19 protein-coding genes are annotated in these 13582 nt (G+C 53.8%); 4 read left to right on the top strand and 15 right to left on the bottom strand.

Annotation, left to right across the window (positions count from 1 at the left end; translation table 11 throughout):
• Positions 1 to 44 precede the first annotated feature (44 nt).
• From M0D42_RS12765 to folK, 12 genes are all read right to left on the bottom strand, one after another.
• A complete protein-coding gene (locus tag M0D42_RS12765) occupies positions 45 to 377 on the bottom strand; it encodes a DUF1491 family protein (RefSeq protein WP_265018994.1) in 333 nt (110 codons plus the stop codon).
• Positions 374 to 1279: a GTPase Era gene (gene era / locus M0D42_RS12770; RefSeq protein WP_265018995.1), complete on the bottom strand. Its 906-nt coding sequence runs from the start codon at positions 1277 to 1279 to the stop codon at positions 374 to 376. Before era ends, M0D42_RS12765 begins: the two co-directional genes overlap by 4 nt.
• A complete protein-coding gene (gene rnc, locus M0D42_RS12775) occupies positions 1276 to 1959 on the bottom strand; it encodes a ribonuclease III (protein ID WP_265018996.1) in 684 nt (227 codons plus the stop codon). The genes era and rnc overlap by 4 nt, the downstream gene beginning before the upstream one ends.
• Complete coding sequence (gene lepB / locus M0D42_RS12780; protein ID WP_265018997.1) at positions 1956 to 2783, bottom strand: signal peptidase I; 828 nt, start codon at positions 2781 to 2783, stop codon at positions 1956 to 1958. Before lepB ends, rnc begins: the two co-directional genes overlap by 4 nt.
• Positions 2784 to 2835: 52 nt before the next feature.
• Positions 2836 to 3258 (bottom strand): holo-ACP synthase, encoded by a 423-nt coding sequence (gene acpS / locus M0D42_RS12785; protein WP_265018998.1) that lies wholly within the window; start codon positions 3256 to 3258, stop codon positions 2836 to 2838.
• A complete protein-coding gene (locus tag M0D42_RS12790) occupies positions 3255 to 3695 on the bottom strand; it encodes a hypothetical protein (protein WP_265018999.1) in 441 nt (146 codons plus the stop codon). Before M0D42_RS12790 ends, acpS begins: the two co-directional genes overlap by 4 nt.
• A gap of 2 nt (positions 3696 to 3697) precedes the next feature.
• Positions 3698 to 4315 (bottom strand): LysE family translocator, encoded by a 618-nt coding sequence (locus M0D42_RS12795; protein ID WP_265021152.1) that lies wholly within the window; start codon positions 4313 to 4315, stop codon positions 3698 to 3700.
• Positions 4316 to 4330: 15 nt separating this feature from the next.
• Complete coding sequence (locus M0D42_RS12800) at positions 4331 to 5068, bottom strand: pyridoxine 5'-phosphate synthase (RefSeq protein ID WP_265019000.1); 738 nt, start codon at positions 5066 to 5068, stop codon at positions 4331 to 4333.
• A 76-nt stretch (positions 5069 to 5144) separates the two neighbouring features.
• On the bottom strand, positions 5145 to 5825 hold the full coding sequence (locus tag M0D42_RS12805) for a DUF2062 domain-containing protein (RefSeq protein ID WP_265019001.1): 681 nt from the start codon (positions 5823 to 5825) through the stop codon (positions 5145 to 5147).
• A gap of 11 nt (positions 5826 to 5836) precedes the next feature.
• On the bottom strand, positions 5837 to 7975 hold the full coding sequence (locus M0D42_RS12810) for a RelA/SpoT family protein (RefSeq protein WP_265019002.1): 2139 nt from the start codon (positions 7973 to 7975) through the stop codon (positions 5837 to 5839).
• Between the two features lie 26 nt (positions 7976 to 8001).
• Positions 8002 to 8358 (bottom strand): DNA-directed RNA polymerase subunit omega, encoded by a 357-nt coding sequence (rpoZ, locus tag M0D42_RS12815; protein ID WP_265019003.1) that lies wholly within the window; start codon positions 8356 to 8358, stop codon positions 8002 to 8004.
• 74 nt (positions 8359 to 8432) lie between these two features.
• On the bottom strand, positions 8433 to 9002 hold the full coding sequence (gene folK / locus M0D42_RS12820; RefSeq protein WP_265019004.1) for a 2-amino-4-hydroxy-6-hydroxymethyldihydropteridine diphosphokinase: 570 nt from the start codon (positions 9000 to 9002) through the stop codon (positions 8433 to 8435).
• A gap of 161 nt (positions 9003 to 9163) precedes the next feature.
• Between folK and M0D42_RS12825 the strand changes: the two genes are divergently transcribed.
• From M0D42_RS12825 to M0D42_RS12840, 4 genes are all read left to right on the top strand, one after another.
• Positions 9164 to 9739, top strand: coding sequence for an NYN domain-containing protein (locus M0D42_RS12825; RefSeq protein ID WP_265019005.1), 576 nt, complete (start codon positions 9164 to 9166; stop codon positions 9737 to 9739).
• Between the two features lie 102 nt (positions 9740 to 9841).
• Positions 9842 to 10456, top strand: a complete 615-nt coding sequence (locus M0D42_RS12830) for a LysE family translocator (RefSeq protein WP_265019006.1) — start codon at positions 9842 to 9844, stop codon at positions 10454 to 10456.
• Between the two features lie 67 nt (positions 10457 to 10523).
• Complete coding sequence (gene rnhA / locus M0D42_RS12835) at positions 10524 to 10988, top strand: ribonuclease HI (protein ID WP_265019007.1); 465 nt, start codon at positions 10524 to 10526, stop codon at positions 10986 to 10988.
• Positions 10985 to 11608: a trimeric intracellular cation channel family protein gene (locus M0D42_RS12840; RefSeq protein WP_265019008.1), complete on the top strand. Its 624-nt coding sequence runs from the start codon at positions 10985 to 10987 to the stop codon at positions 11606 to 11608. The genes rnhA and M0D42_RS12840 overlap by 4 nt, the downstream gene beginning before the upstream one ends.
• A gap of 1 nt (position 11609) precedes the next feature.
• On the opposite strand, the gene fmt is transcribed toward M0D42_RS12840, so the two are convergent.
• From fmt to def (M0D42_RS12855), 3 genes are read right to left on the bottom strand one after another with little or no spacing between them, the layout of a single operon-like run.
• On the bottom strand, positions 11610 to 12518 hold the full coding sequence (gene fmt, locus M0D42_RS12845) for a methionyl-tRNA formyltransferase (RefSeq protein WP_265019009.1): 909 nt from the start codon (positions 12516 to 12518) through the stop codon (positions 11610 to 11612).
• A complete protein-coding gene (gene def, locus M0D42_RS12850) occupies positions 12515 to 13009 on the bottom strand; it encodes a peptide deformylase (RefSeq protein ID WP_265019010.1) in 495 nt (164 codons plus the stop codon). Before def (M0D42_RS12850) ends, fmt begins: the two co-directional genes overlap by 4 nt.
• On the bottom strand, positions 13006 to 13518 hold the full coding sequence (gene def, locus M0D42_RS12855; protein ID WP_265021153.1) for a peptide deformylase: 513 nt from the start codon (positions 13516 to 13518) through the stop codon (positions 13006 to 13008). The genes def (M0D42_RS12850) and def (M0D42_RS12855) overlap by 4 nt, the downstream gene beginning before the upstream one ends.
• Between the last annotated feature and the right edge of the window lie 64 nt (positions 13519 to 13582).

The following is a 13582-nucleotide window of genomic DNA, read 5'->3' on the forward strand; positions in this document are numbered from 1 at the left end:
AGGCCGTTGCTGCAATTGAGTATTTTTGGAAAGAAAACAGAGGCTCAGTCTTTAAGGCCCGGCTCGTCGAGCAAATGACGACCTTGGCGATCTTCGACTTCAATAACCCAGAGGTCGGGATCAAAACCGCGCTGCTTGGACAGAGCGGCATCCACATCCGTTTCGTTGCCTTCAGACAATACGACCCAAGTGCGTTCTCCGCTCATCAAGTCAAAGGACCGCTGATAGGCCACGGCCAGCCCATTGAGCGTATTGAGCTTAATAAGAACAGCTCCGGCCGTATTGTCACCGTGTGCAACAACGAAAGCTGGGATTTCATAAAGGCGCAGGCGTGTCAGATAGGCCTGCACCCAGAATTCTGCCGTCAGGCGGGTCATGTGTTGCCGTCTTTGAAATCGAGGCCCATTTCCGAATAGCGCTCGGATTCCTCAAGCCAGTTCGGACGCACTTTGACCTGCAAGAACAGGTGGACCTTACGGCCCAGAAACTCAGTTAGCTCTTCGCGAGCAGCTTTAGAGACAGCCTTGATAGTTTCGCCCTTTTTGCCCAGCACGATGCCTTTGTGGCCGTCCCGCATGACATAGATCATCTGATCCACACGGGCAGAACCGTCTTTGCGTTCTTCCCATTTTTCGGTTTCAACAGTCAGCTGGTAAGGCAGTTCCTGATGCAAACGAAGAGTCAGCTTCTCGCGGGTCATTTCCGCGGCGATCATGCGCATTGGAAGATCAGCGATTTGGTCTTCTGGATAGAGCCACGGGCCTTCAGGCAATTCCGCCGCGAGCCAGGCCCGCAGGTCTTCTGCTCCATGTCCCTTTTCAGCAGAGATCATGAACGTTTCGATAAAGTTATAGCGGCCATTCAGATCCTGAGCGAGGCCAAGCAGCTTTTCGGACTTCACCATGTCGATCTTGTTGATCGCCAGCGCCACTTTGCGGCCCTCTCCGATCTCTTCGAGGCCTTCCAGAATGCGTTCCACGCCTTCGGTGATGCCACGATGGGCTTCTACCATCAGCACGATCACATCCGCATCCGCAGCGCCACCCCAGGCGGCAGCAACCATCGCGCGGTCGAGACGACGGCGTGGGCGGAACAGACCCGGCGTATCCACAAAGACGATTTGGCTATCGCCTTCGATTGCCACGCCACGAATGCGCGCGCGTGTGGTTTGAACCTTATGGGTCACGATGGATACCTTGGCACCAACCATGCGGTTCGTGAGCGTTGATTTACCTGCGTTTGGCTCTCCGATGAGGGCCACAAATCCTGCGCGTGTCATGCGCTCTCCAATCTTGTCAGCAGCGCCTTGGCGGCGGCTTGTTCGGCCTGGCGCTTTGACCCGGCAGTGGCTTCTTCTGTCTCGCCGTTATCAAGCACCGCCTTGATGGTGAAGACTGGCGCATGGTCTGGGCCCGCGCGTTTCACCAGTTCATATTTCGGTGGCGACAGACGACGTGCCTGTGCCCATTCCTGCAGCGAGGTCTTTGCATCGCGCGCATCAGCCTCCACCTTGGTCACCCTGTCACACCAAAGGCGCACGATAAGGGCTTTGGCCGCATCAAAACCAGCGTCTTTATAAACCGCGGCAATGACAGCCTCCATTGCGTCGCCAAGCAGGGCTTGTTTACGGCGGCCGCCAGACAGCATTTCAGAACGGCCAAGTTTCAAAGCCGCTCCTAAGTCAATCTCACGCGCAACATCAGCACAGGTTTCTTTACGCACAAGCGCATTAAACCGGGGGGCCAGTTGGCCTTCGCTTGCAGCGGTATCTGCTTCAAGAATGGCCTCAGCCATCACCAGCCCCAGTACGCGGTCGCCCAGGAACTCAAGACGTTGGTTGTCTTGTCGTGTCGGCGAAGACATGGAGGAGTGCGTGACGGCCCGCACCAAAAGTTCGGGGGCATCAAAGCGATGCCCCAGTCGTTCTTCCAGTGCTTTCAATTCGTTAGATAGTTTCACTCAATCGCCTTGAAAAATCTATCTCCGCGCCAGGTCCAGAATGCAAACATAGACCGGCCAGCGGAGGAGAACATCACTCGATCAGCCCGGCCGATCAGGTTCTCAAATGGAACGAAGCCAACACCGCCACGGCTTTGTGTGACGCGGCTATCGGTGGAGTTGTCGCGGTTGTCACCCACGAAAAAGAAGTGACCCGTTGGAACTGTGAAGACCCCAGTGTTGTCGACATAAGAGTTTTCGATGTTCAAAATCGAATGGCTGACGCCACCAGGAAGGGTCTCAATCAAACGAGTCTTATCGCACTGACCACCGTGACCAACCGCACCGTTTTCGCAACGCGGCAGACCGCCTTGCGGTCCCTGTGGCTCCATGGTTTCAGAGAATGTTCCACCGTGCTCCAGTTTGACCGCTTCGTCATTGATATGAAGCACGCCATTTTTCATCTGAACACGGTCACCAGGAAGGCCGACAACCCGTTTGATGAAGTCGGACCCAGTCACTGGGTGGCGGAACACAACGACGTCGCCACGCTCAGGCTCAGAACCAAACAGGCGTGTGTTGTCACCGTCAAACACAGAACAGAGTTTCTTTGCGTCGATGCCAACTGCAGGGATCGATGGGCAAGAGGCGTAGGAATAGCCATAGGCCAGCTTGTTCACAAACAGGAAATCGCCGATCAGCAGCGTGTCTTTCATCGAGCCCGATGGGATCCAGAAAGGCTGAAACAAAAGCGAGCGGAACAGCCCGGCAATCAGCAGCGCGTATACAACGGTTTTGACGGTTTCAACAAAACCGTTGGATTTCGTGGTGGCGTCCGATGCCATATTGCCTCTCCGAATTGGGTCCGGGGATACATGCGTTTCACGAGGGCCGAAGTCAACCCGAAGCACCTTGCACGGCGCTAATCGGCAAGGCTTCAATCACGACAAACGCCTGCGCCCAAGGGTGATCGTCGGTCAGGGTGACGTGAATGGTCGCCTCATGCCCCTCTGGGGTCATTTCCTCGAGCCGTTCCTTAGCCCAACCGGTGACCTGCATAACCGGTTGCCCTGTGCGCAGATTGGTCACATGCATGTCTTTCCAGGAAATGCCCATCGCAAGCCCTGTGCCCAATGCCTTTGAGCAGGCCTCTTTTGCGGCCCAGCGTTTTGCATAGGTTCCTGCAATGTCTTTGCGCCGCTCAGCCTTTCGCTGTTCGACCTCGGTAAAGACCCGGTTTTTAAACCTTTCTCCGAAGCGATCCAAAGTACCCTGGATTCGTTCTATGTTCGCCAAGTCGGTTCCAATACCGAGGATCATTCTAGAAAGGCCTCAATCAGTCCTGTGGATTGGTTCAGACTGAAGAGAAGGTCGCCTGAGATAAAATCGCCCAATTCACCATCGTAGTATTGCACCTGTACGCCAAACATCAGGCCGATCGCTGGATCATAATCGGCAGCGAGCTCTTCAAACCCGATCCCTGAGAAGCCCGCACCACCAGATAGGCCGATAGTCTGACATTGCCGCCCACCCAGTTCATCAAATGGCGGCGACAACACTAACAAATGGAACGACCCTGCTGCTGGTTCGATGGTGTCCAAAAGCGCGATCCTGACATCGCCATTTGCATAGGTCCGTGAAAACTCCTCCCACGGCTCATAAATGGCATCAGCGCGTGCCTGCCAGTCACAATCAACGATCTCCTGAGCCATCGAAGGGGTGGCAAGAAACAGAGAGACTAAAATGCTTCGGATCACGGTTACACCTCCAAACGCGTGGTGAGTATTTTTAAACTCGCCGCACCAAAAAGGGCGGCGAACACTGCATCAAACCAACGTTTTGCGGACACATAACCGCGTACCACTGCCGGGTGCGAGAACAGCAGACCATAGCCGACAAACACGATTACTGAAGTTCCGATGAGCATTGAAAAAAGCTGCCAGATCATGGCCGAGCTTGCCCCCACTGGCAGCGCAATCGCATAAATCGCGCCCCAAGCCAAAATCGCTTTTGGATTAGTAATGTGAATAAGAAATCCTTTTGCAAAAAGGCTTTCATTTGATTGCGGTTCAATTGTGAGCGGTTTGGGCCTTACAGCGCTACGCATTGACTTGATGGCGAGATAGAACAGATAGGCGGCACCCGCGTAGCGGATGATCTCGAACATCCAAGCATTGGCTAACATCAAAGCGCTCATGCCCAGTGCTGCGGCAATGCCCCAACTGGCTGAACCGGCAACAACACCGACTGCAACGGATACGCCTGCTGCACGGCCAGACGCCATCGCTGTCCCGGAAATGGCTAAGGTCGCTGGGCCAGGGCTCCCGCCCGCAATCGCCCAACCCAATACAATCAACCAAATTTCAGGGAGAAGCATGTTCAACCTATCTCCTTAGTCGCTGCGAGCATCATCCATCAGGTGCCGCATTTCTTTGATGGCAGATTCCAGTCCAACAAAAAGCGATTCACCCATGAGGAAATGGCCAATATTGAGTTCCATCACTTCCGGCAATGCGGCAATGGGCTGAACAGTATCATAGGTCAGCCCATGACCGGCATGAACTTCCAATCCGAGAGAATGCGCGAACTGCGCCATCTCAGTCAATCGCGCCAATTCTTCATCACGTTCTGCAAATTTGCCTTCTGCATGAAAGTCACAGTAAGCGCCCGTGTGGAGTTCGATCACAGGGGCACCAATCCGATGTGCCGCTTCGATCTGTTTTTGATCTGCCCCGATAAAAATTGAAACGCGACATCCTGCGTCTCGCAAGGGCGCAATAAAATGCGCCAATCGATTTTCCTCGCGCGCGACCTCCAAGCCACCTTCAGTGGTTTTCTCTTCGCGCTTCTCTGGCACGATGCAAACCGCGTGTGGTTTGTGACGCAGGGCAATCGCCTGCATCTCATCGGTCGCAGCCATTTCAAAGTTCAGCGGCGTTTTCAAAGCTGCCATCAACCCATCGATGTCATTATCCATGATGTGACGGCGATCTTCGCGCAGGTGCGCGGTAATTCCATCGGCCCCCGCAGATTCAGCAAGCAATGCAGCACGTACGGGATCAGGGTAGGCACCACCCCGCGCATTCCTGACAGTTGCCACATGGTCAATATTCACACCCAGACGCAGCATAATTAGTCTCCAGAAGTCATTCTTAGGCCGACCCTAGGAGGTTCGACCTTAAGAGGAAACCGCTTTTTGCCCACCTTTAACTTTCAGGCTCCTGCGTATTTGAGGAATGTTCAGAAACCTGCGCGCTCGCCTGCTGCGCCTTGGCTTTCAACGCCTCAAATTTGGCCTGAATTTTCTTAGCACGGCGCTTTTGATAAGCGCGTATGACAGGCACGGTCAGGTAGTAGGCCACCGTTGCCGCAACCATGCCAGGCAAGATGCCGCCAATCAGATAGGGATAAAATACCTCTACCCAAAATACCGAAAGCCCATGCCAGTCCATTTCCACATCGGTGAAAATGGCCCAGAAGTTATGAAGCAGATCATAGCCGGCATCGGTGAACTTTCGGATCAGACTACGCTCTTCACCGGCTTCGAATTCGGTGCCCAACAAGAAGTGACCCGTTTTCAACGAGATAACCCCAATTGGCAGGTAGGTCAGTGGGTTTCCAAAAAAAGTACCCAGCAGCGCGGCCAACAAATTGCCTTGGACGAAACGCGCCACGATCGCGGCAATGATAAAGTGCAGACCATAAAATGGGGAAAACGTCGTAAAGACCCCAGCCCAAATGCCTCGCCCGATCCGTTCGGGCGATCCTGGCAAGCGATGTACGCGATGCCGCACATATCTAAAGGCACGAGACCAACCACCTCTGGGCCAGAGGAAATCCAGCGTAGCCTGCAGGATTGTTCGTCTGTCCCGGCGTTTAAAGACCACTAGGTCGTTCCTTATTGCTTGGGGGCAGGTATTGCCGCCCGGCTCGGATCACGGTGCCGCTTGATGGCTGCGACTTCACCCTCTGCCTGCAACGCAAGCATCAAAGAGTGCAGGTGCTCAATGTCGCGCAATTCGACATGTACAAGCAGCCGATAGAAATCTTGTTTGCGTTCGGTGAACTCCAGGTTGGAGATATTCGCCTTATGCGCACCAATCAATGAGCAAATCCGCCCAAGAACCCCGGCGTCATTGCTGATGGTCAACTCGATGGAGCAGTCGTGGATTGGCCTGTGTTTACCAACCTGCCAATGGAGGTCGAGCCAGCGTTCGGGCTGATCTTCGAAATGCGTCAGGTTCTCGCAATCAATGGCATGAACCACCACGCCTTTACCCCGCTGAGTGATGCCGATGATGCGCTCACCCGGCAGCGGCTCACAACACGGTGCACGCTGAAAACTCTGGTCGCTCGCCAAACCGATCACGGCGCGATCTTCTGACACTTCATCTTTGTCGTCAGTGGTCAATTCAGGGAAAACTGATTGAACCACGTCAGAAGCCGTCAGTTCGGCGCTGCCAAGTCGTGCCAAAACCGTATCGCGATCATCCAAACGAAGCTGCTTGGCAGCCATATCAAGAATGCGATCGGTAGGTTTTTTCCCCACATGCTCAAAAGCCGCACGCGCCAATTCGTATCCGAGTTTCACAAAGCGCTCGTGATCCAATTCGCGCAAAGCCCTGCGAATTGCAGATTTGGCTTTGCCCGTCGTGGCGATCTCGAGCCAAGTCGCCTGCGGCATCTGACCATTGGCGGTTATGATCTCTACCGATTGCCCGTTTTTGATCCGCGTCCAAAGTGGCACGCGCATATGGTCTACCTTTGCACCCACACAGGCGTTACCGATCCGGGTGTGAATGGCATATGCGAAATCGATAGGGGTCGCTCCGCGCGGCAGTTTGACCACATCACCTTTCGGAGTGAAGCAGAACACTTGGTCCTGATACATCTCCAGCTTCACCGCCTCGAGAAAATCCTCATGATCCTCTTCAATGTCAAATTGCTCAGTCAGCGAGCGAATCCACCGTGCCGGATCAACGGCAAATGGGTTTTCCCCTCGTACACCGTCGCGATACGACCAGTGCGCCGCAACGCCGGTTTCGGCCACGTCGTGCATTTGACGGGTCCGGATTTGAACCTCTACGCGGCGTCCGTCACGACCAGAAACGGTCGTATGGATTGAACGATATCCATTCGACTTCGGCTGGCTGATGTAGTCCTTGAATCGGCCCGGTACCGCGCGCCAGCGTTGATGAATGGCACCAAGAACGCGATAGCAATCGTTTTCGCTCGCGGTAACAATACGGAAACCGTAGATATCAGAAAGCCGGGAAAACCCCTGATCTTTGGTCTGCATTTTTCGCCAGATGGAATAAGGCTTTTTCGCCCGACCAAAGATCTCAGCGTCAATCTCTGCCTTTTCAAGCTCCGTCACCATGTCATCAGTGATACGTTGAATGACGTCGCCGGTTTCTTTCTGAAGCGTAATAAAACGCCGCATGATCGAGGCGCGACCATCGGGGTTCAGTACCTTAAAAGCCAAATCCTCAAGCTCTTCGCGCATCCATTGCATACCCATGCGCCCTGCAAGGGGTGCAAAGATATCCATGGTTTCACGTGCCTTCACAATCTGCTTCTGCGGGCGCATCGCTCGGATCGTACGCATATTGTGCAGACGGTCGCCCAGCTTCACCAGGATAACACGCAAGTCTTTGGACATCGCCATAAAGAGCTTGCGGAAATTCTCTGCCTGTTTGGTCTCGGTCGAACTAAGCTGCAAGTTGGTCAGCTTGGTAACCCCATCCACCAACATGGCGATCTCATCGCCAAATTTCTCAGCCACCTCTTTATAAGAGGCTTTGGTATCTTCGATCGTATCATGCAGAAGCGCTGTGATGATGGTGGCATCATCAAGCTGTTGCTCGGTCAAGATCGCAGCGACTTCGATGGGGTGGGTAAAATAGGGTTCTCCCGAATGACGGTACTGACCCTCATGCATCTCGAGGCCATATTGATAGGCCTCGCGAATGAGTTTTTCGTTTGTTTTGGGGTTATAGGCTCTTACGAGTTCGACCAGATCGTCAGCCGGAATCATGTGGTGCCTTCTCTATCCCCGGGATCTTATCCCTGGCCTTGTGCTTCCATCAGCGCGCGCAGCAGCTTCTCTTCAGACATATCGTCGTCAGATGGCTTGTCGGCAGTTTCCGCACCCATCAGAAGCGCCATGCTGTCTTCTTCTGGTTCGTCCACTTCGATCTGATGCTGGTTGCTTTCGATCAGACGCTCGCGCAGCTCATCAGCTGTCTGAGTCTCGTCAGCGATCTCACGCAGGGACACGACCGGATTTTTGTCGTTATCACGATCCACCGTGATGGCCGCGCCTGCGGAAATTTCGCGCGCGCGGTGTGCAGCAAGCATCACCAGCTCAAAACGGTTCGGAACCTTGTCTACGCAATCTTCGACTGTCACGCGGGCCATTCAGGGCTCTCCATTCTCGGAAGGATTAGAAACTGAGTATTTAGGCCGCTTTCAGGCCAGTTACAAGCAGATACTCAAGGGTTTGGCAGCCTGACAACCTCATTTCGATCACTTTCTGGTAGCAGCGATAGCATTTCTGCCACGCCTTGCCCCGTAACGGGGTGTTTCCACTCCGGAAGAACCTCCAACATCGGGATTAAAACGAAAGCACGGTCCTGAATGCGGGGATGTGGGAGAATCAGCTGTTCTGGTGCGATCTCAGCCTGCTTTTCTGGCGGCAACCCACTCCACCATAAGTATAATTCAAGATTGGGAAATACGCGCCCAGCGGCATCAATTAAATCGATATCCAGGGTGCGCGGCCCCCACCTCTTCTCCCGTACCCGGCCGCATTCAGCCTCGACTTCGTGTAAAATATCAAGCAATTCGGCTGGCTTATAATCCGAATCAACAAGAGCGACCGCATTCACAAAGTCGGGGCCCGACCCCTTGGGGAAGGCCGGATTGACGTAACGTGAACTCTCCCTTAAGATGTTCACACCTTTTTTACTTAATGCCTTTAGCGCGAAAGTTAGTGTCATCGCGGGATCACCCATCGGTGAAACCGCATTTCCGCCTAAGGCTAAAATACTGAATTCTTTCATGTTTTCGAATCCATATACGAAAGGTTATCTGCGCATACCGTTTCTTGAAGCCCGCACCTCTTTGCGCGAAAGGATTTTTCCTTTAGCTTACTAGGCCATGCGCGCCTAGCATTTTCACACTCACGGGCATTTACGGCGCGTCTTTGCTGGAAGGACATTGAATGTTTTACAAAGACGAACGGCTTGCGCTGTTCATTGATGGATCGAATCTATACGCGGCCGCGAAGTCGCTTGGATTTGACATCGACTACAAACTCCTTCGCACCGAATTCATGCGCCGCGGCAAACTGCTGCGTGCCTTTTACTACACCGCACTTCTGGAGAATGACGAGTATTCCCCGATCCGTCCTTTGGTCGACTGGCTGCATTACAACGGCTTCACCATGGTGACGAAACCGGCCAAGGAATACACGGATAGCCAAGGGCGTCGCAAAGTCAAAGGCAATATGGACATTGAACTTGCGGTCAATGCGATGGAACTGGCACCACATGTGGACCATATCGTGCTGTTTTCAGGCGATGGCGACTTCCGCCCGCTGGTGGAAAGCCTGCAACGTCAGGGCGTCCGCGTTTCGGTGGTTTCCACAATCCGCAGTCAGCCGCCGATGATTTCTGATGAACTGCGCCGCCAAGCCGATAATTTCATCGAACTTGAGGGCCTGAAAGACGTCATAGGTCGACCACCGCGCGATCCAATGCCAGGTGAACCAGAAGCCGAATTCACGGCCGACCAATAGAAGAATAAAACCGGGGAATTCGAACCCCGGTTTTTTTGTATCCTTTACCAGAGACCGCTTCGCCCTTAGGACTTAAATTATTCCATCGTTTTAAGGTTTGTGATGATTTCTGCCCAATTTCTCCTAACAGCTCTAGTTGTCGTCATTGCACCCGGAACTGGAGTAATCTTCACAATCGCCATGGGCCTTGGTCGTGGACCAAAGGCAGCGCTTTGGTCCGCAATTGGATGCACATTGGGTATCTTACCAGCGCTTCTCGCCGCCTCTCTGGGTCTTGCCGCAGTCATGCACACCAGCGCACTTCTCTTTAACACGATGAAATTCGCCGGCGTTCTTTACCTACTCTACTTGGCTTGGCAGTCCGTAAAAGAGGGAGGATCGCTTTCGGTGCGCGCCGAGACCGACGCAAGCAGCGGCTGGACCATCTGCCGGCGCGCCGCGCTGATTAATATTCTCAACCCTAAGCTCTCGGTGTTCTTTTTGGCACTCCTGCCGCCTTTCCTAAGTGGCACGCCCGCAACCGCAACAAGTGAGATGCTTCTCCTCGGCGGCATCTTCATGGCGCTAACATTTGTGGTCTTCGTCTTCTACGGTTTCTTTGCGGCCCGAGCGCGCGACATGTTGCTCTCATCCGAGCGCGCGATGCGGTGGCTAAATCGTGGGTTTTCTGCTGTCTTTGTACTGCTGGCCGGACGGCTGGCTATGGAAAAGGCCTGACCAAATCTAGCGCAGGGTTCAAAGAGTTTGACTGGCAGTCATTCTCCAATCGTCGTAGGAACCCGTTATGGCTGAACTACACGCATATACCGATGGCGCATGCTCTGGAAATCCTGGCCCAGGAGGTTGGGGTGTTTTGCTGCGCGCGACCCAAGATGGGGAAATTGTTAAGGAACGCGAGCTAAACGGCGGCGAACCTGAAACAACCAATAATCAAATGGAGCTCATGGCGGCTATTATGGCGCTTGAAACCCTAGAACGCGCGAGCACTATCACCGTAGTTACTGACAGTGCATATGTGAAAAATGGGGTTACGGGATGGATCCACGGCTGGAAACGCAATGGTTGGAGAACTTCATCTAAGAAACCAGTGAAGAACGTCGAACTGTGGCAGCGCCTAGACGCGGCTCAAGCGCGTCACTCCGTGACATGGGAATGGGTTAAAGGCCACGCAGGGCATCCTGAAAACGAAAAGGCGGACGAATTGGCTCGCAAAGGAATGGCACCATTCAAACCTGAAAAGTCCGCATGATAGCCCTTACCTTTCTCGACTTCGCTTCGGTATTTGTTTTCGCCTTAACAGGGGCGTTGGTCGCAAGCCGTGCGCAGTTGGATCTGGTGGGATTTGCCTTTGTGGCCTGCCTGACTGCGGTTGGCGGGGGCACTCTGCGCGATCTCCTTCTGGGGCGAGAGCAAGTGTTCTGGGTCGCCCAACCCAGCTACATCCTGCTCGCCTGTGCAGCCGCTCTCTTGGTGTTTTTCACAGCGCATCTTTTTGAGAGTCGGTATCGGCTCCTCTTATGGCTCGATAGTATCGCGCTTTCCGTTGCGGTCGCTGCTGGCGCAGGTGTCGCAATCGACCTGAACCACAATGCAATCATTGTGGTTCTCATGGGCATTTCCACCGGCTGCCTTGGTGGATTGATGAGGGATGTGGTTTGCAACGAAGTGCCATTGGTGCTGAAGCAGGGCGAAATATATGCAACCGCTGCCTTCTTAGGTGCCTCAAGTGCCGTCTTCGCTGGTTATGCAGGCCTATCTGGCTTGCCTGTATTGGCGATTTGTGTGGCTGTCACCTGGGTGCTTCGAGCAGGATCAATGATCTGGGGATGGAAATTACCTGTCTACAAGGCGCGTCCACCAAGGCAGTAAATCAGGTTAGAAGACTTCCTTTGGGAACTGACATGCCTCGTAAAAACACGTCTGTATCCTGAGCACCTTTTCCGGCTTTCTGAAGGCGTAGAATCTGAACAGCCCCCTCGCCACAAGCCACCACCAAGTCGTCTGTCAGCGCTTCGCCTGCCAGCCCACTACCTTCGGCAATACGCGAGCCAAGCAGCTTCACACGTTGACCATCGATTTCACACCAAGCACCAGGGAAAGGTGCAAGTCCGCGAATTTGCCTGTCAACCTCAACAGAGGGCTTTGTCCAATCAACACGGGCTTCGGCCTTGTCGATTTTATGCGCATAGGTCACGCCAGTTTCGGATTGCGTCTCAGGAGTTAGGTCAGTCAAAACCGCAAGAGCGTCGACAATTGCGCTTGCGCCAATCTGAGACAAATGATCATGCAACTGAGCTGTGGTTTCCTCTGCGCCAATCGAAGTTGATTGCCGCAGCAGCACGGGCCCTGTATCCAAACCCGCTTCCATCTGCATAATGCAAACGCCTGTTTCGACATCGCCAGCCATAATCGCTCGATGGATCGGCGCGGCGCCACGCCAACGCGGCAACAGGCTAGCATGAATATTCAAACAGCCATGTTTCGGAGCATCCAAAATCGCCTGAGGCAACAACAGCCCGTAGGCCACAACGACAGCCACATCAGCGTTCAATGCAGCAAATGCCTCTTGTTCGTCGACACCTTTCAATGAGATCGGATGGCGGATTTCAAACCCCAACTCCTCAGCGCGCGCATGCACAGGCGTTGGACGTAGTTTTTTGCCTCGTCCGGCTGGGCGTGGCGGCTGGCAATAGACCGCTACAATCTCGTGCCCCGCTTCAACCAATGCATCCAGAACCGGCACCGAAAAATCCGGGGTGCCCATGAAGACTACCTTCATTTCAGCTTCCTCGCCTTCTTGATCAGCATCTCGCGTTTGGTGCGACTGAGGTGATCAAAGAACATCTTGCCATTGATATGATCGATCTGGTGCTGAACCGAGGTCGCCCACAGACCAACAAAGTCTTTCTCTGCGGCCTCGCCGTATTCATCCATGTAGCTCACAGTCAGGGCACGTGGACGTTTGATGACGGCGGAAACGCCCGGAAGGTTCGGGCTCGCCTCTTCATGTTCGCGCAGTTCAATCGACTTATGCAGTATTTCCGGGTTGGCCATTTTCACAGCTTGCCCGCGTTCATTTGATGCATCCACCACGATCAGACGTCGCATGACACCGATCTGGTTCGCGCCCATGCCGACCCCTGGCATCGCCTCCATGGTATCGATCAAATCATCCCAGGTCCGGCGATCTTCATCCGTCAGAGTTTCCACCGGCTCCGCAGCTGTGCGCAGCCGCTTATCGGGCCATGCCAGACACGTCCGAACCGTCATGAACGCGCAAGCTCGCGTTTCAGTTTGGCAGATTTGCGGGTCATCATCTGGCGTTTCATCGGGCCAAGATAATCGATGAACAGCTTGCCATTCAGGTGGTCAATCTCGTGTTGAACACAGGTCGCCCACAGCCCGTCAAAATCTTTCTCCTGCGGATTTCCATCCGCATCAATCCAGCCGACTCGCACTTCTTTCGGACGAGTAACTTCAGCAAATTGATCGGGAATCGAGAGGCACCCCTCCTCATAAACATTGGTTTCGTCAGACGATAACAGAACCTCTGGATTGAACATCACAACCGGCTCCGGATCACCCTCTTTCACGCAATCCATTACAATCAGGCGCTGAAGCACACCGATCTGCGGTGCGGCAAGTCCAATACCCGGCGCATCGTACATGGTTTCCAGCATATCCTCAGCGAGTTTGCGCAAGTCATCGCTCAGGTCAGCGACCGGGTCGCAGACCTTTTTCAAACGGGGATCGGGATGGATCAGGATCGGTTTCAACATGGCGCTGACATAGGCCAAAGGGGCTGATACTGCAACGCCTCTTGCACTTGGCATGAATTTGGCT

Source organism: Cognatishimia activa (assembly GCF_026016445.1).
In the GTDB taxonomy this organism is placed as follows: Bacteria; Pseudomonadota; Alphaproteobacteria; order Rhodobacterales; family Rhodobacteraceae; genus Cognatishimia; species Cognatishimia activa_B.